General features: G+C 67.2%; 12 protein-coding genes and 3 riboswitches. Of the genes, 2 read left to right on the top strand and 10 right to left on the bottom strand.

Features of this window, described 5'->3' with window-relative positions; translation table 11 throughout:
- Positions 1 to 4 precede the first annotated feature (4 nt).
- From AB0K28_RS16925 to AB0K28_RS16895, 7 genes are read right to left on the bottom strand one after another with little or no spacing between them, the layout of a single operon-like run.
- A complete protein-coding gene (locus tag AB0K28_RS16925; RefSeq protein ID WP_364370472.1) occupies positions 5 to 1468 on the bottom strand; it encodes an NADH-quinone oxidoreductase subunit M in 1464 nt (487 codons plus the stop codon).
- Complete coding sequence (locus AB0K28_RS16920) at positions 1465 to 3264, bottom strand: proton-conducting transporter membrane subunit (RefSeq protein WP_364370469.1); 1800 nt, start codon at positions 3262 to 3264, stop codon at positions 1465 to 1467. Before AB0K28_RS16920 ends, AB0K28_RS16925 begins: the two co-directional genes overlap by 4 nt.
- Complete coding sequence (nuoK, locus tag AB0K28_RS16915; RefSeq protein ID WP_364370466.1) at positions 3261 to 3566, bottom strand: NADH-quinone oxidoreductase subunit NuoK; 306 nt, start codon at positions 3564 to 3566, stop codon at positions 3261 to 3263. The genes AB0K28_RS16920 and nuoK overlap by 4 nt, the downstream gene beginning before the upstream one ends.
- Positions 3566 to 4192 carry an NADH-quinone oxidoreductase subunit J gene (locus tag AB0K28_RS16910; RefSeq protein ID WP_364370463.1) on the bottom strand — a complete coding sequence of 209 codons (627 nt, stop codon included), beginning with the start codon at positions 4190 to 4192 and terminating at the stop codon, positions 3566 to 3568. Before AB0K28_RS16910 ends, nuoK begins: the two co-directional genes overlap by 1 nt.
- Positions 4192 to 5076: a complex I subunit 1 family protein gene (locus AB0K28_RS16905; protein WP_364370460.1), complete on the bottom strand. Its 885-nt coding sequence runs from the start codon at positions 5074 to 5076 to the stop codon at positions 4192 to 4194. The genes AB0K28_RS16910 and AB0K28_RS16905 overlap by 1 nt, the downstream gene beginning before the upstream one ends.
- Positions 5069 to 6205 (bottom strand): hypothetical protein, encoded by a 1137-nt coding sequence (locus AB0K28_RS16900; RefSeq protein WP_364370457.1) that lies wholly within the window; start codon positions 6203 to 6205, stop codon positions 5069 to 5071. The genes AB0K28_RS16905 and AB0K28_RS16900 overlap by 8 nt, the downstream gene beginning before the upstream one ends.
- Positions 6196 to 6543, bottom strand: a complete 348-nt coding sequence (locus tag AB0K28_RS16895) for an NADH-quinone oxidoreductase subunit A (protein WP_364370455.1) — start codon at positions 6541 to 6543, stop codon at positions 6196 to 6198. Before AB0K28_RS16895 ends, AB0K28_RS16900 begins: the two co-directional genes overlap by 10 nt.
- A gap of 361 nt (positions 6544 to 6904) precedes the next feature.
- On the opposite strand from AB0K28_RS16895, the gene AB0K28_RS16890 reads away from it, so the two are divergent.
- Entirely contained in the window at positions 6905 to 9952 is a 3048-nt protein-coding gene (locus AB0K28_RS16890) for a DEAD/DEAH box helicase family protein (protein ID WP_364370452.1), read from the top strand.
- Between the two features lie 92 nt (positions 9953 to 10044).
- On the opposite strand, the gene AB0K28_RS16885 is transcribed toward AB0K28_RS16890, so the two are convergent.
- Together AB0K28_RS16885 and AB0K28_RS16880 are read right to left on the bottom strand one after the other, a co-directional pair.
- A complete protein-coding gene (locus AB0K28_RS16885) occupies positions 10045 to 10806 on the bottom strand; it encodes a CHAP domain-containing protein (protein ID WP_364370449.1) in 762 nt (253 codons plus the stop codon).
- Positions 10807 to 10819: 13 nt separating this feature from the next.
- Positions 10820 to 10975, bottom strand: a riboswitch (cyclic di-AMP (ydaO/yuaA leader).
- Positions 10976 to 11252: 277 nt separating this feature from the next.
- Entirely contained in the window at positions 11253 to 11885 is a 633-nt protein-coding gene (locus AB0K28_RS16880) for a CHAP domain-containing protein (protein ID WP_364370446.1), read from the bottom strand.
- A 13-nt stretch (positions 11886 to 11898) separates the two neighbouring features.
- Positions 11899 to 12045: riboswitch (cyclic di-AMP (ydaO/yuaA leader) on the bottom strand.
- A 532-nt stretch (positions 12046 to 12577) separates the two neighbouring features.
- Positions 12578 to 12724, top strand: a riboswitch (cyclic di-AMP (ydaO/yuaA leader).
- An 84-nt stretch (positions 12725 to 12808) separates the two neighbouring features.
- Here AB0K28_RS16880 and AB0K28_RS16875 point away from each other — a divergent pair.
- Positions 12809 to 13462, top strand: a complete 654-nt coding sequence (locus AB0K28_RS16875) for a GH25 family lysozyme (protein ID WP_364370443.1) — start codon at positions 12809 to 12811, stop codon at positions 13460 to 13462.
- A gap of 271 nt (positions 13463 to 13733) precedes the next feature.
- Here AB0K28_RS16875 and AB0K28_RS16870 read toward each other — a convergent pair whose 3' ends face one another.
- A complete protein-coding gene (locus tag AB0K28_RS16870; protein WP_364370440.1) occupies positions 13734 to 15287 on the bottom strand; it encodes an MFS transporter in 1554 nt (517 codons plus the stop codon).
- Positions 15288 to 15407: the final 120 nt, after the last annotated feature.

The raw sequence follows: 15407 nt of genomic DNA, 5'->3' as shown, positions 1-15407 counted from the left end.
CCCGTCATCGGCTGACCCAGGTCACGAGCGCCGCCGAGAACGGCTCGATCAGGTCGAGCAGCCAGCGCGGCACGATGCCGATCACCAGGGACAGCGCGAGCAGCGGGGCGATCGAGCCCACCTCGTACGTCCGGGCCTCCGCTACGCGCAGCTCACCGGGAGGGCCGAGAAAGGCCTGCTGCAGGACCCGGAGGAGCAACGCGGCGGTGATCAGGATGCCTGCGATGCTCAGCCCGCCGGCGACGACGGCACCGGTGAGGCCCGTTCCGATCACGCCGGCGAAGATCTGGAACTCGGCGATGAAGCCGGACAGCCCGGGCAGGCCGAGCGAGGCGAAGGCGGCCACGGCCGTCATCAGCGTGAAGGTGCGGGCGGTCGCCGCGATCCCGCCGAAGCGTTGGAGGTCGTAGCTGTGCGCCCGGTCCCAGAGGATGCCGGTGAGCAGGAAGAGCGCGCCGGTGATCAGGCCGTGGCTGACCATCTGGGTGATCGCGCCGGTGACCGCCAGCTGCCTGGCCGGCACGTCCCCGGCGGCGAGGCCGGCGGCGCCCAGTGCCAGCACGATGTACCCCATGTGGTTGACGGAGGTGTAGGCGATCAGCCGTTTGATGTTCTGCTGCGCCAGGGCGACCAGGGCGCCGTACAGGATGCTCACCACGCCGACGACGATGATCACCCAGGCGTAGTCCCGCCACGGTCCCGGGAGCAGGGGCATGGCGATCCGGACGAAGCCGTACGTCCCCATCTTGAGCAGGATCCCCGCCAGGATGGCGGATCCGGCGGCGGGGGCGTCGGTGTGGGCGGGAGGCAGCCAGGTGTGGAAGGGCACGGTGGGCGTCTTGACCGCCAGTCCGACGCCGACGGCCAGCAGCACCAGCGCGCCGGCCTGCGGCGGCGCCGCGGTGAGCTCGACGATGTCGAACGTGCGCGGCTCGCCGCCGAGGTAGAGACCGATGAATCCGAGCAGGAGGGCGAGCGAGCCGAGGAAGGTATAGAGGAAGAACTTCAGCGCCGAACGGGCTCGGTCGCCGTGCCCCCAGCCGACGATCACGAAGTACATGCCGACGATCGACAGGTCGAAGAAGACGAAGAACAGCAGGAGGTCCAGGGCGGCGAACAGGCCCGTGGAGACCGTCTGCAGGAATAGGAAGAGCGCGGCGTACGACTTCGGCCGCTCTTCCTGCTTCAGCGAGTAGATCGCGCAAGCCAGGAACAGCACCGCGGTGAGCGCGATCAGCGGCAGGGACAGGCCGTCGACGCCGACGTGGTATCCCGCGCCCACGGAGGGGATCCAGCGCAGCCGTTCCTCGTAGCCGATCCCCTCGCCGTATCCGAGCCACATGACCACGACCAGCACCAGGTCGGTAGCTGCAGCGGTTACCCAGACCCACCTGGCGGGCAGCCGCGGCACGGCCAGCAACGCGGCGGCCAGGAGCGGCAGGAAGATGGTCAGCGAGAGCACGGTCACCTCACCAGCACAATGACGATCGCCAGGAGGACGGCGGCCACCGTCGCCTGGGCGAGATAGGTGTGCACCTGGCCGGTCTGCGGCTTCCTCGCCAGCGCGCCGAGCCGCCCCACACCGCCGGCGGCGCCACGGATGAGGCCGTCCACGCCTGATTCGAAGGGCGAGCGGGCGGTCCTGGCCGTCGCTGTCGCGGCGCGTGCCACGGCACGGACCGCACCGTCGATCACGCTGTCATCGAAGCGGGCCAGCGCCCTGGCCACCGCCATCAACGGCTGCCAGATCACCGCGACCACGAGCGGTTCCAGGCGCAACCAACCGGTCAGCACGCTGACCTCGCCAAACGCTCCGCGGGTCCAGGTGACCAGCAGCACAAGGGCTGTAGCCAGCAATCCCGACGCGGTCAGCTCGCCCGCCTCGGGAGCGGGCCCTGGCGCGTCGAGCAGCCGGGCCCACGCGTCGAACAGGGCCGGGAGCCCGATGATCCCCAGAACCATGGCGAGCAGGGCCAGCGGAGGCAGCGGCAGCCGTTCGAGGAGCCCAAGCCGCGGCACATCCCGCTGCTCCGGCGCGGGTAGCCAGACGGCGATCAGTGCCTTCGCCGCATACGCTGCGGCGAGCGCGCCCGCTGCCAGCGACACCACGGACAGAACGGGATCGTCGACCGCGGCCAGCACCGCGTCCTTGGTCACCCACAGCGACAGCGGCGGCAGCCCGGCCAGCGCCAGGGCACCGATCCCGAAGGTGACCCCCACCAGGGGATACCGCCGTGCGGCGCCCTGAAGCTCGGGGAGCCGCTGGGTGCCGAGCGCGGTCAGCCACGCGCCGGCCCCGAGGAAGAGCAGGCTCTTCACCGCCGCATGCGCGACGAGCTGCGCCGTTCCGCCGGCGACCGCCGAGACGCCCGCGGCCAGCACCATGAATCCGATCTGCGCGCACGTGGAGGCGGCCAGCAGTTGCTTGAGGTCGTGTTGCGCGAAGGCGACCGCGCCGAGCAGCAACGCCGTCAACGCTCCCGCCCAGGCCACCAGCGGCCCCGCCCAGCCGGTCGCCGCCAGCAAGGGTGCGGTCCGCAGGAGCAGGTAGGCGCCCGCGGCGACCATCGTGGCCGAGTGCAGCAACGCCGAAACCGGGCTCGGGCCCGCCATCGCCCGCGAGAGCCAGAAGGAGAAGGGCAGCTGCGCGGATTTCCCCAGCGCGGCGGCGACGAGCCCGGCCGCCACGAGGTGCAGCCATGGAGCGCTCAAGGCGCTCAGGCTCGCCAGGGTCAGTGCGTGGGCTCCGGCGATGGCGCCGCCTGCGGCCAGGTAGAGCCCCATGTCGCCGGCACGGGTGGTGACGAAGGCGATGGTCCCCGACCGTACCCGGCCCGGGTCGCGCCACCAGAAGCCGATCAGCGCGTACGACATGGCGCCCATGACCTCCCACGCCATGAGCAGCAGCAGGAGGTCCGTCGCGGTGACGGTGACCAGCATGGCGCCGATGAAGATGAGCATCAGCCCGAAGAACCGGCCCTCGGACTCGTGGATCTCCCCCGCCGCGAAGACGAGCACGGCCAGCGCGATCACCGCCACCGTGACGACCATGACCGCGGACAGCCCGTCGACCGCGAGCCCCGCCTCGAAACCGGCGAACACCTCGAACGTCATGGCAGGACGCACGACCGCGGCCAGCACGGCTTGAACTACGGTCACCAGCGCCACCAGCAGCGTGACCGCCGGCGCGGCACGGCGGACGAGGAGCAGGACGCCGCCCGCCACGACGGGCAGCGCCGGCAGCAGCAGCGAGAGCAGGCTCATCCCTTCAGGTCCTGGGCGTCGTCGGTCATGTCCACCTCCCGCGCCCGAAACAGCGCGGTGACGACGGCGAAGCCCATCGCCATCTCAAGGGCCATCACCGTGACCGCTACCAGCACCAGAACCTGGCCATCGGCGTTCTGCGGAGCGAGGTAGTACCAGAACGCCCCGCCGGCCACGATCAACCCGTTGATCATCAGCTCCAGGCCCATCATCAGCATCACGATCGACTGCTGTGACAGCGCGCCGTACAGGCCGACGGCGAACAGCGCAGCGGCCAGCACGAGGAAGGCTTCGAGCGACATCAGGTCTCCTCACCGGGACCGGCCGAGCCGCACGAAGCATGCCCGCCGTGGCGCTCGGGAGCGGCCGGGATGGGTGTCCCGGAGCCCGGCCCGGGATCGAGCGGGCGGTTTCGCCTCAGGTCGTCCCCGTAGCGGTCGTAACGTCCGCGATGCGTGGCGAGCACCACGGTGGAGATCATCGTGGCCAGGATGGCCACTCCGATGACCATCATGACGAGCATCTTCGGCCCCATGATGGCGAGCCCGAGCTGGTGGGTGGGATCAGGGGGCGGTTCTCCCCTGCGCCGCGGCCAGGAGGTGAGGAAGATCCCCGCGACGAGGAGCACGAAGACCACGGCCGAGATGATCACCGCTCCACGGTTGTTGTGGACCATCTTCATCGGCATGAGGCCCGCTGGATTCATCATGTACATGATCATGAACACCGCCATGACCAGCATTTCCATGACCATCATCAGGATGATCAGGACACCGAGATACTCCAGGTCGATGAGCAGGAACGCGAGCCCGACCGCCAGCAGGGAGGCGAGCAGGGCGAACGTCGCCCGCGCCATCGAGTCGACCACGAACACCGCGATCCCGGCGGCCACGGAGACGACGGCCAGGATCCAGAAGGCGACGGCCATCACACCACCACGATTCCGACGACGAGCAGCTGAACGAGCGCGAGCGGGATCAGCACCAGCCACGACACCTGGGTGAAGCGATCCATCCGGACGGCCGGCACGCGATGCCGTACCCAGACCAGGAACCCCAGCACCGCCATCGTCTTGACCAGCACCCACAGCCAGCTCGGCAGCACCGGACCCGCGCCTCCCCCGAGGAACAGCGGTACGGCCGCCGCCGCGGCCACCACCAGCAGCGCGTACCGTCCCGCCTGGAACAGCAGCCGATCGGGCCCCGACAGCTCGGCCCGCACGCCACCCGCCAGATCACTCCCCACGGGCTGGCTCATCGGCCCCCAGAACGCCATCGCCAGCGCGGAGACCAGGTAGATCAGGAAGGCGAGCGGCATCCAGACCACGAACCAGAGCCCCTGCTGCGCCTGCACCGCGTCGCTCATCCGCAGCGACCCCGCCCCGAGTGCCACGGTGATGAGCGCGAACATGTGCGGCAGCTCGTAGGCCAGCCCCTGAGCGACGAACCGGTAGGCGCCGACCAGCGGGAACACCGAGTTGACCGACCATCCGGTGAGCCAGAGCGAGCCCCAGACGCACACCTCCATGGCGTTGAACCAGACGATGCCCGCGGACAGGTCCGCCACGGGAACGTCCCCCAGCGGGATCACGATCCCCGCCAGCAGCGGCGCGGCCACCAGACTGATGACGCCGATCCGCAGAAGCAGCACGTCGGGCAGCAACGTACGGCGGCGCTGCTGGACGAGCAGCCGGGCCACCTCACCGAACGGGGCGCTCGCCCGGCCCCCGCTCAGGACGGCATCGAGACCGGCGGCGGCCAGCCCCAGCACCACCAGCGCCAGGGGAAGCGACAGCGCCGCGACCTCAGGCATGGGCGACCGCCGGAGCCGGGTCCAGGCTCGCGATGATCAGCCGCGCGCTGGCCAACTCGGCGCCGACGAGCAGTTCGGGGTTCAGGAGGTTCCCGGCAGGGCGTTCCACGTCGAGCGGCGCCTCTTCCTCGATCGAGGCGATGGCCGCCCGCGTGGCGGTGAGCCATGCCTCCAGCCTCGCCGCCGCGTCGCCATCCCGGGCCGATCCGACGCCGCGCAGCATCCAGCGCAGCGTCCGGGAACGACGCACCTGCCTGGCGAGACGTTCGTACGGAGCCGTCAGCGCCGCGCGCGACGCCTCTGCGAGCAGTTGATCCCGCAACGTCCGGGCGCCACAGGCGGCGGTGGGCCATCCCGCGACCGACAGCAGCCGGCTGAGACTGTCGAGATGAGCAGCCGCCCGCCGCCGCTCGGCCTCACCACGCGTCACAAGCCGGCCAGCCGCCGCCCTGTCCCACGGCTCCGTCCAGAACGACTCACCGCCCCCCAGCCACCTGACCGTGGCCTCCTGGATCACGTCGCCCTGCAGCACGGTGTCCACCACCAACCCGCACGGCCAGTCGGGCAGGATCGGGCCGAGCGGTACGTGCAGGCGGTCAAGGCTCAGCCCGTCACGGTCAGGGCCCCGGCCCGCCATCGCCAGGCCACCCGGATCACCCATGTGGTGGCCGTGGCGACCGCCCTCATGGCTGTCATGTCTCTGGCTGTGCATACCGTGGGGATCGTGCCCCTCGTGGGATGTGCCCGATCCACGTGCATCAGGTGACTTCGGTCTGCCCGCTCGGCTCGCGGCGTCTCGCCATTGCGCCTCCCCATCGGCCAGCTGCGCGACCGCACGGTCCAGGGACTGGACGACCAGGTCCTGCGAGGCGTCGCCTGGCACGTCGACTCGCGCACGGGGGCTCGGCAGATCGTCCCAGACCGTCCGGACGGCCTCCGCGAACTCCTCGTTCGGAGCACCACAGACGACGAGCAGGTCGGCCTCTCCCGGGGACAGCGCGGATTGCCACCGCCGCCGCGCGATCTCGGCCGCGCACAGCAGCCGGGCCCGGGTCCCGTCCGCAGCGTTGACGACGACCGTCCGCGGATGCTGTGCAGCCCGCTTCAGCAACCACTCGATCACGACCACCGGAACGCCCCCTCCCGCCAGGCATAGACCACGCCCACCATGAGCAGGCCGAGGAAGATGAACATCTCCACCAACGCCACGGTGCCCACCTCGGCGACGACGAGCGCCCAGGGATACATGAAGACCATTTCCATGTCGAAGGCCAGGAAGACCAGGGTCACCGCGTACCACCGCACGTGGTAGCGCGAGAGGGCATGCTCCTGAGGGTGATTCCCGGACAGGAACGGACGCGCGCCGAGGACCTGACGAGGACTGAGCAGCAGCGAGACCAGATAGATCGCAAGCACGCCTACAGCGAGCAGGGTGACCAGGCCGAGAACAGCCGTCCAAGGTGGCATGAGTCTTCTCCGGGCAGAATCTACTAAGATCCATAGTGCCCATGGCGCATCCTGGCAACCATCTCGGTCCACATCGCCTCGCCGGTCATGCTGGAGGCCTGGCGAGGCTCACCATCATGCGCCCGATCGTGATGGCCGCCGTACTGCTCGGCACGCCCGATCTAAGTGATCACCTCCATAATCAGCGGTCATAAGAGGTGTAGCTCGTGCAGATACGGGTCGGCCGTTATTCACATCGTCAGGGGCCAAGAGGAGGGTATGCTGAGGCTCTCGTTAACAGAGAGCGACCGCATAACTCACGGGGCGCAAGCGACGGGGAACGCTGAGCTGGTCGGTGCTCTCGTGTGTCTAGGGGCATGCGATGGCCGGAAATCATTCAGAGGAGCCCGCCGATGTCTGGGCAGCTCCCGTCTCATTTGGCGGCAACGTCGTTCGTCAGCTCTTGGCTCCCCAAGAGGTCGCCCGGCGAAGCTCGCCGGGCAATCTGGAGCTGATGACGCCAGAGGAAGTTGTCGCCTCCTATTTCGGTGCGCTGAGTTTCGATGAGAGCGGACTGCGGCGGGCTCAGCTCGGTGCGTTGCATTGCGTTCTGGGGCACTGGACGACCGCACCCACCGAACCCGCCACCGTCGTGATGCCGACCGGCACGGGCAAGACCGAAACCATGCTCGCCCTGCTGGTCGCCGCAAAGATATCGAAGCTCTTGGTACTCGTGCCGTCGGATCACTTACGGGATCAAGTGGCGGGAAAGTTCGAGCAGCTCGGTGTCCTGCAGCGATTCGGAATCGTGCACCCAGACGCCTGCCGGCCCGTCGTCGGCCGCATGACCAAAGGCATGGACGACGGCGACGAGGCCGCGCGATTTGCCGAGGCATGCAATGTCATCGTCGCGACGCCTCAGGTGCTGCAGAAGTGCGCCGAGGGGGTCCGTACCGCCATTCTCACCGCATGCACCCATCTGTTCGTTGATGAGGCACACCATGTGGAGGCGCCAACCTGGTCGTATGTCCGTGCGTGGTTCACTGATCGGCGCGTGGTGCAGTTCACCGCAACGCCTTTCCGAGAAGACGGCCGTCACATCGCCGGGAAGATCGTCTATAGCTTCCCGCTGCGTGAGGCTCAGAAGGATGGGTACTTCGCCCCGATCAATTACGTGTCCGTCCTCGACTTCGCCGACCCCGACAGAACACTTGCGACGAAAGCCGTTGCCCAGTTGCGCGCGGATCTCGACGCAGGCCTCGACCATCTCCTGATGGCCAGAGCCAGGTCCATCCCGCGAGCGCAGGAACTCCTGGAGCTGTACCAGCAACTTGCTCCCGACCTCAATCCTGTGATCTTGAACAGCCGGATGGGAATCCGCGCGAGACGGGAGGCCTTGACGGCGATCAAGAGCCGCGAGGCGTTGATCATTGTCTGCGTCAACATGCTCGGTGAAGGTTTCGACCTTCCCGCTTTGAAGATCGCGGCTGTGCACGACCCGCAGAAGAGCCTGAGCGTGACGCTGCAGTTCATCGGCCGCTTCACTCGAGCTCAGCCGGGAGACCAACACCTTGGGGACGCGTGGATGTTCGTCAGCCGCCCCGACAGCGAGCTCGACACTCGCCTGCGGAGCCTGTACGCCGAGGATGCCAACTGGAACGTTGTAGTTCGGAACCTGTCCGAAGCGGCTGTGGAGGCCGAGGTCGAGGTCAGCGAGTTCGAGATGGGGTTCACCAGCCGGCCCGAGGACCTCGTACTGAGCAACCTTCAGCCCAAGCTGAGCACCGTCGTCTATCGCGCACCGACCGCCTCTTGGAATCCAGACGCGCTCTACGACTACTTCGGCCCTGACAGCCTTCTCACCGATCCCATCGGCCTGAACCCGCGCGCGGGCGTGGCCTGGTGTGTGGTCGAACGCCATGGCCCGGTCAGGTGGAGCGAGAGCCGGGTACTGGAGGAGACCAGCTACGAGCTGTACGTCCTCTACTTCGATCAAGAACGACGGCTGCTCTACATCAACAACTCCGCCAACGATGGGATCTTCGAAGACCTGGCCGAGGCCGTGCTCGGCGAAGGCGCGAGCGGCTTCACCGGATCGACCGTCTACAGGGCCTTCGGCGACATCGTTCGCCTCATCCCCACCAACGTCGGCGTCCTCGACGTGCGAAACCAGTTCCGGCGATTCTCCATGCACGTCGGCACCGACGTCAGCCAGGGTTTCCCCACGGCCGAGGCACGGACCAAGACGCAGACCCACATCGCCGGCACAGGCTACCGCCGTGGCGAACGCGTCTCCATCGCCGCCAGCGCCAAGGGCCGTGTCTGGAGCCCGGACACCGCCAGCAATGTGAAGTACTGGCGTGACTGGTGCAACGAGATCGGCCCGCGCCTGCTCGACGACTCGATCAGCATCGAGGACATCATCGCGAACTTCATTCTGCCCGAACCGATTCAGGAGCGCCCCACCGCCGCGGTCCTGTCCCTCGAATGGCCATGGAACCTCTACGATCTGGCCACTGAGACCCTCCAGCTGGAGTACGACGGTCGCCGATATTGGATCCTCGACGCCGACCTCCGCCCGGACAACAGCTCGACCACCGGCCCTGTCGTGTTCGAGGTTGCCACCGATCACTGGACCGTTCCGTACCAGCTTGACATCCAAGCAGGGAAACTCTTCTACCAATGCCTGTCGTCCAGCGAGCTGATCGTCCACGCCAGGAACTCGTCCCTGTCCTTGAGCCAATGGCTGAACACAGTGGGACTGACCGTACTGTTCCAAGGCGATCTCATGCTGCAACCGGATGGCGTTCTGCTGCGGATCGACCAGGACATCGAGCCCTACCCTCGGGAAAGGCTCATCGCCCTCGATTGGACGGGCACCGACCTCAGGGTGGAGTCGCAGGAGTCGGCGAAGCTACCCCACTCCATCCAGGCCAGGGCCATCCGGGACCTGCTCAGTGAGCGTCACTGGGATGTCGTGCTGGACGACGACGGTGCCGGCGAAGTCGCTGATGTCGTGGCCATGGCGCTCAACAGCGATCATCTTCTTGTCCGCCTTGTGCACTGCAAGTACGCGCGCACGGGAAAGGCTGCTGCACAAGTGAAGGACCTGTACGAGGTCTGCGGCCAGGCGATGAAGAGCGTCCGCTGGCGCGAGAACCCCACGCGGCTCTTCCAGCATTTGGCGCAGCGCGCGCGCAAGAAGTATGCGAGAACCGGCGTCTCACCCTGGGAAGCCGGCGACCTCGCCGCGTTGTACCGGCTGCGAGACCGGGCGAAGCTTCTTCGGTACACCTTCGAGATCGTCATCGTTCAGCCTGGGCTGTCGAAGGCGCAGGCATCCTTTGACCAGCTGGAGCAGCTGGCCGCCACCGAACTTCATGTCCGCCACACCGCCGACGCGTCACTCACCGTCCATTGCAGTGCATAAGGCTTGTTCACCCCGCTTGTCTACGTGTACAGGAAGGCGATCTTGCGTCTGCCTCCCGCGACGCCTCAAGTTGGTACGAGCGAGCCAGCTGGCTAGTCAGAAGGAGTTCGATGTCGGCCGCAGGCCACTTTGCGATGCCGCCCAGCCACGACGGCGACGCGGCGCGCTCTTGCTCGCTTGATGATCAGGGTCGCGCCGATCAGCATGGCGAGAGAGCCTGCCGGAACAGCCATCACGTCGATCAAAGTCATGCTGTCGGGCGAGGCCGAGGTCACGGATGCTGTGGCGGCTTTGGGAGGCCCTGCCTTGCCGAAGGCGGCCGGCTGCAGTGGAGGGGAACCTAACTCACCCTCGATGATGTAGACCTCTCTGCCGCCGTCTCCCATCTTTTCCCGCACTTTCTTCGGCAGTCCGTACCCGACGACCTTGTTCTGATCGCGCTCCTTGCGCTTGAGCCACACCCTGTCGACGTTGCCCTCGATCGTGGAGATCCTCTCACCGTCCACCCGCTCCACGATGCCCGCGTGATCGATGCCGCCGAGGTCCTTGGAGCCGCTCCAGTCGTAGAACACGATCGCACCCGGTTCAGGCCTGTTGCTCCATGCTCCCTGCGACTTGAACCACCTTGCGTGGTCCACCGTGTAGGCGAACTCGCCGACATACTTCTCGACGCCCGCCTGGTTGGCGGCCCAGGTGATGAACATGTCACACCAGGGAGCGGTCCTGAAGTAGGAGTCGCTGGAATCCACGTTGACGTAGTACCAGTCGCCGAACCTGGTGTAGCCGCTGCTCTGCTCCTGGTAGCCGAGATACTTCTGGGCAGCCTCAAGCAGGCCCTCGTCAATGGATGCCATAGGCCGGGGGAATAGCCCTTCTCCTCGACCGCCTACCGGGTTAGCTGACGGATTCGGGCCAGGAGACGCCCTACCGCCGCACCTGCGGCGGATTCACCCCGTACGTGGATCGCTCCACGCGGTTGGTTCCCCGGTTCCCGGACACGCCGGGATTGAGCGGCTGGCCGATCGACTTCGGGAGAAGCCAGGTCACCCGACCAGTACGATGCACTGTAGTAGATGGGTTGACCTGTTTGTGATGCTATGCGAAAAAGATCTACCCCGCGCGGGGAGTGCAGCTTGGGCCCTACCTTGCCCCGCCTATACGGAGGCTGCACGGCGCCGGCCGCTCACCGTGCCTCAGGCAGGCTTCACATGCAACGGGTGGTGCAGGAAGTCGTCCTGCACCACCCGTGTTCCCTTGACCATCGCACTGGCAAGGAGCTCTCTGTCGGCCTGCTTACAGGTCAGGCCTTGTACTCGGGGTACCCGTAGCCCACCACCTGCGACTTGGGCCGGATCCGCTGCTCGACCTTGCCGTTGCCGGTGTTGCCCTCGACCGTGGTGATCGTCCCGTTGCCGTTGTCCTGCTTGACCAGGCCCATGTGGTCGATGCCCGTAGTGCTCTTGCCGTTCCAGTCGTAGAAGACGACGGCGCCGGGCTTGGCGAGCGTGCCCCACTTCTTGTTGGCCTGGAACCACTTGGCCCAGGTGACGGTGTACGCATCCCAGCCCACGGTCGAACGGGCACCCGCCTTCTCGCCCACCCAGGAGACGAACATGGCGCACCACGGCGCGTTGGCGTAGGCCTGCACGCTGCCGCCGTCACGGGCGATGGTCTCCTTCGCCCGCTGGGAGGACATGTACCAGCTGTGGAACGGCGTTCCGCCACCCGCGGCGTTCTCTGCCACGCCGATCTGCGACTCAGCGATCTTCAGCACCGACTGCGCGGACGCCTGCGTCGCAGGCTTCTGGGCTTGGTGGTCGGCGGCGAAGGCTGGCGTGCCGGCGAGCATCGCGCCTGTAGCCACACTGGCCGCGGCGGCCAACCCGCCAAGGGTCGCGGGCTTCAGGGCATGGGCGAAGACGTTCTTACGCATGAGTGGAAATTGCTCCTTGCTTCCATGCCGCCTACCGGGTTAGCTGACGGGTTCGGGCGTGGAAGTGCCCTACGGAACGCTCCTGCGGAGCGCGCCGATTCACCCCAGGAACATGTGGGTCCCCGGCTCCGCGAGATCGCGAATTCGGCGGCCGCATCACACCCGCAGTCACGACGTTCATGCTGGTGAGAGGCGGTCTCGGCAATACAGAGACGTTCCGCGACAGGCAACGCTGCCAGGCGATACGCCGTGAGTCCTCGAAGGTAAGCGAAACGCATAGAAAGATGCAAGCGAGCCTCGGGAGAAGGCGACGGAATACCCTGCCCTGCAGGCGATCCCGATAAAATCCTTTACCTACTCACGATCGATGAGAGAGCGTTGCCGAATCGTTTGTATCGTCTGCCACACAGTGCCCTGGAGTCACACAGCCGACCGGAGTTTCGCCTTCACGAGCTACGCCGAACAGGACAAGCAGCGACGGGCGTGAGGCTTTACCCAAACCGGAAACCCCTGCTGGCACGGCAGTTCTCGCCCGAAAGAGCCCCGACTCGTGGACGTCCACTTTGCTCCACTTGCACTCTCTTTGGGTAAATATGTACCTTTAGGCAGCGCGGCGTCCTATGGATGAGCCTTTCGCCTGACGCCGCCTTTCTTGACCGGACCGTGCGCCATCTCCAGCACTCTCGTGCGAGGGCGCTCGGCCGCCGAGTCCGCAGACACTGCGGAGCCGGGGACCCATCGTTCTTTGGGGTGAATCGGACGCCAACCAGGCGGCGTCCGTAGGGCACTTCCAGTCCCGAACCCGTCAGCTAACCCGGTAGGCGGCATGGAAGCAAGGAGTCAACACCATCAAGCTCGACTACAAGCGCTTCAGCATTGCCGTAGCAGGAGCCGTCCTGGCCGGAACCGCAGCCATCACCGGCGTGACGGGGACGGCGTTCGCCGAGACCACGGGCCACGACGCGACCCACAGCGCTCAGCACGAAGCCAGGTCGTTTACTTACGGCGTGGACGTCTCGCGGTACGAGTCCGACTACGACTGGAACGCCAGCCCGGCACAGTTCGGCATCATCAAGGCCACCGAGGGCACGAGTTTCCGCGACGCCTCGTTCGCCCGACACTGGAGCGAGCTAGGCAAGAAGGGAATCGTGCGCGGGGCCTACCACTACGGCCACCCCGGCAACGACCCCATCGCTGAGGCCGAGTACTTCCTGGCCATGGTCAACTCCCAGCCCGCCAAGGCCGGCGATCTGCTGGTCCTGGACCTGGAGACCACCGACGGCAGGTCCGTCGCCGAGGTCAACGCCTGGGCCAAGGCCTGGCTGTCCCACGTGAAGACCAAGACCGGGGTCACCCCGATGCTGTACAGCGGCTGGAACTTCGCCAACACCTACGGCAAGGGCCTGGCCGACTACCCCCTCTGGGTCGCTCACTACAGCAAGCCCAAGGGCCAGCTCGCTCCGCCCGCCGACTGGAAGTCCTGGACCATCCACCAGTACACCGACTCCCCCGTCGACCAGAACGTCTCCGCACTCACTCCTGAGCAGCTGCGGGGCCTCGGCCGTCCCGCCGTGTAGGGACGTAGATCCTCGGAGAGGATCTCAAGCGCCTCGGGGAGCCGGCCGACGAGCGCGTAACCGGTATTGCCGCGGCCGATGGCGGTGATCAGTGCTGAGGAGATGGGCTCGACGAGCGGGGGTCCATCTCCGCGATGCGCATGGGCAGGACGTCCGGCGGGAACTCCCGCCACTTGACGCTGCGCCTTCGGAGGAGTTCCTCGGTGCTGTAGGCGGTGAGGATGTGTTCGGGTCCGTGGTCAACGGTGGTCTTCTTTCGCGGCTGGATGCGTCAGGACTGCTCGGCCTCGGCGGCGGGGCCGGTCGCGGGGATGTGGCGGAGCTTGGTGATCGCCAGGATCGCCGCGCCGGCGGCGATGGCCGCGGCGATGACGGCGGCGGTGTTGAGCCCGCTGGTGAAGGCCTCGCGAGCCGGGGCGAGCAGCGCCGTGCCGAGGTCGGCCGGCAGACTCTGCGCGGCCGAGACCGCGCCGTCCAGGCTCTCGCGGCCTGCCGCGGCGGCCTCGGACGGCAGGGCGGCGGGGAGGGTGGTGGCGGCCTGGGCGCGGTAGACGGCGGCGCCGATGCTGCCGATGATCGCAATGCCGAGCGAGATACCCAGGTCGCTGCACGTGGTGGCCAGCCCGGACGCCGCCCCTGCCTTCTGCGGCGGCACCGAGCCGACGACCAGGTTCGTGGTCAGGGCCATGGACGGCGCGACGGCGGGATACAGCACGATGAAGCCCGCGACCAGCAGCGGGAGCCCGCCGGCGGCGTTGACCTGGGTGAGCATCAGGTAGCCGATCACCTGCACGGCAAGCCCGGCCGCGATGAGGTATCCGGGGCGGACGCGCCGTACCAGGACGGGTGAGAGGGTGGAGACGACCACCAGCAGGGCGGCGGCAGGCAGCACCCACAGCCCGGCCGTCAGCGGGGAGAGCCCCTCGACGAGCTGCAGGTACTGAGTGAACAGCAGATAGATGCCGCCGAGCGCGGTGGCCGCCAGCAGGAAGACGCCCAGCGCGCCACCGGCCGTACGGTTGGCGAATAGCCGCACGTCCAGCAGCGGCTCGGGCAGGCGCAGCTGCCGCAGCACGAACCACGCGCCGAAGGCCAGCCCGGCCGCGATGCCGGCCAGCGCGGGCATCAGCGAGTCCGGCCTGGCCAGCTCCTTGACGCCGTAGACGATCGGCAGCAGGGTCGCCAGCGACAGCAGCACGCTGAACAGGTCCAGGCGGCCGGCGGCCGGGTTACGGGGGTTGGGCAGCAGCAGCGGCGCGCCGATCACGACGATCGCCATGATGGGCACCGCGATGAGGAAGGCCGCGCGCCACGAAAACGCCTCCAGCAGCGCCCCGCCGATCACCGGGCCGAGACCGGTGCCGACGGAGATCCCGCCCGACCAGATGCCGACGGCGATGCCGCGCTGCCGGGGGTTGGCGAACGTGGAGAAGATGAGTCCCAGGGTGGCGGGCATCTGGGTGGCCGCGGCGATGCCCAGCAGCGCCCTCCAGACGATCATCATGGCGGGGTCGGAGGTGTTGGCCGCGATCACTGACACGACGGCGAAGACGGCCGCGCCCGCGATCAGCAGCCGGCGGTGACCGATGCGGTCGCCCAGGGTGCCCATGGTGACCAGGAGCCCGGCCATGAGGAAGCCGTAGATGTCGATGATCCACAACGTTTGGGTGCTGCTCGGTTTCAGGTCCGCGGCCAGTTGGGGGATGGCCAGGAACAAAACGGTCAGCATCATGAACAGCAACATGGCGGGCAGGACCAGCACGACCAGCCCGAGCCAGGTTCTGGCGCCGGTGTGCGCCCCAGGGGCTGTTTCTGCGGACGACATGTGCGTCCTCCTTCGGCGGGTTCTGAGAGGGCGTTGTGTGAGTTAATGTCCATGATGTCGCACTGTAGTCGAATGGATTTGTAGCGTTACCGCCGATTGGCGAGCTCGGATGTGTTGGGA

The organism is Nonomuraea sp. NPDC049504, from assembly GCF_040676845.1.
In the GTDB taxonomy this organism is placed as follows: Bacteria; Actinomycetota; Actinomycetes; order Streptosporangiales; family Streptosporangiaceae; genus Nonomuraea; species Nonomuraea salmonea.
This window is presented reverse-complemented; position numbering and strand designations above follow the sequence as displayed.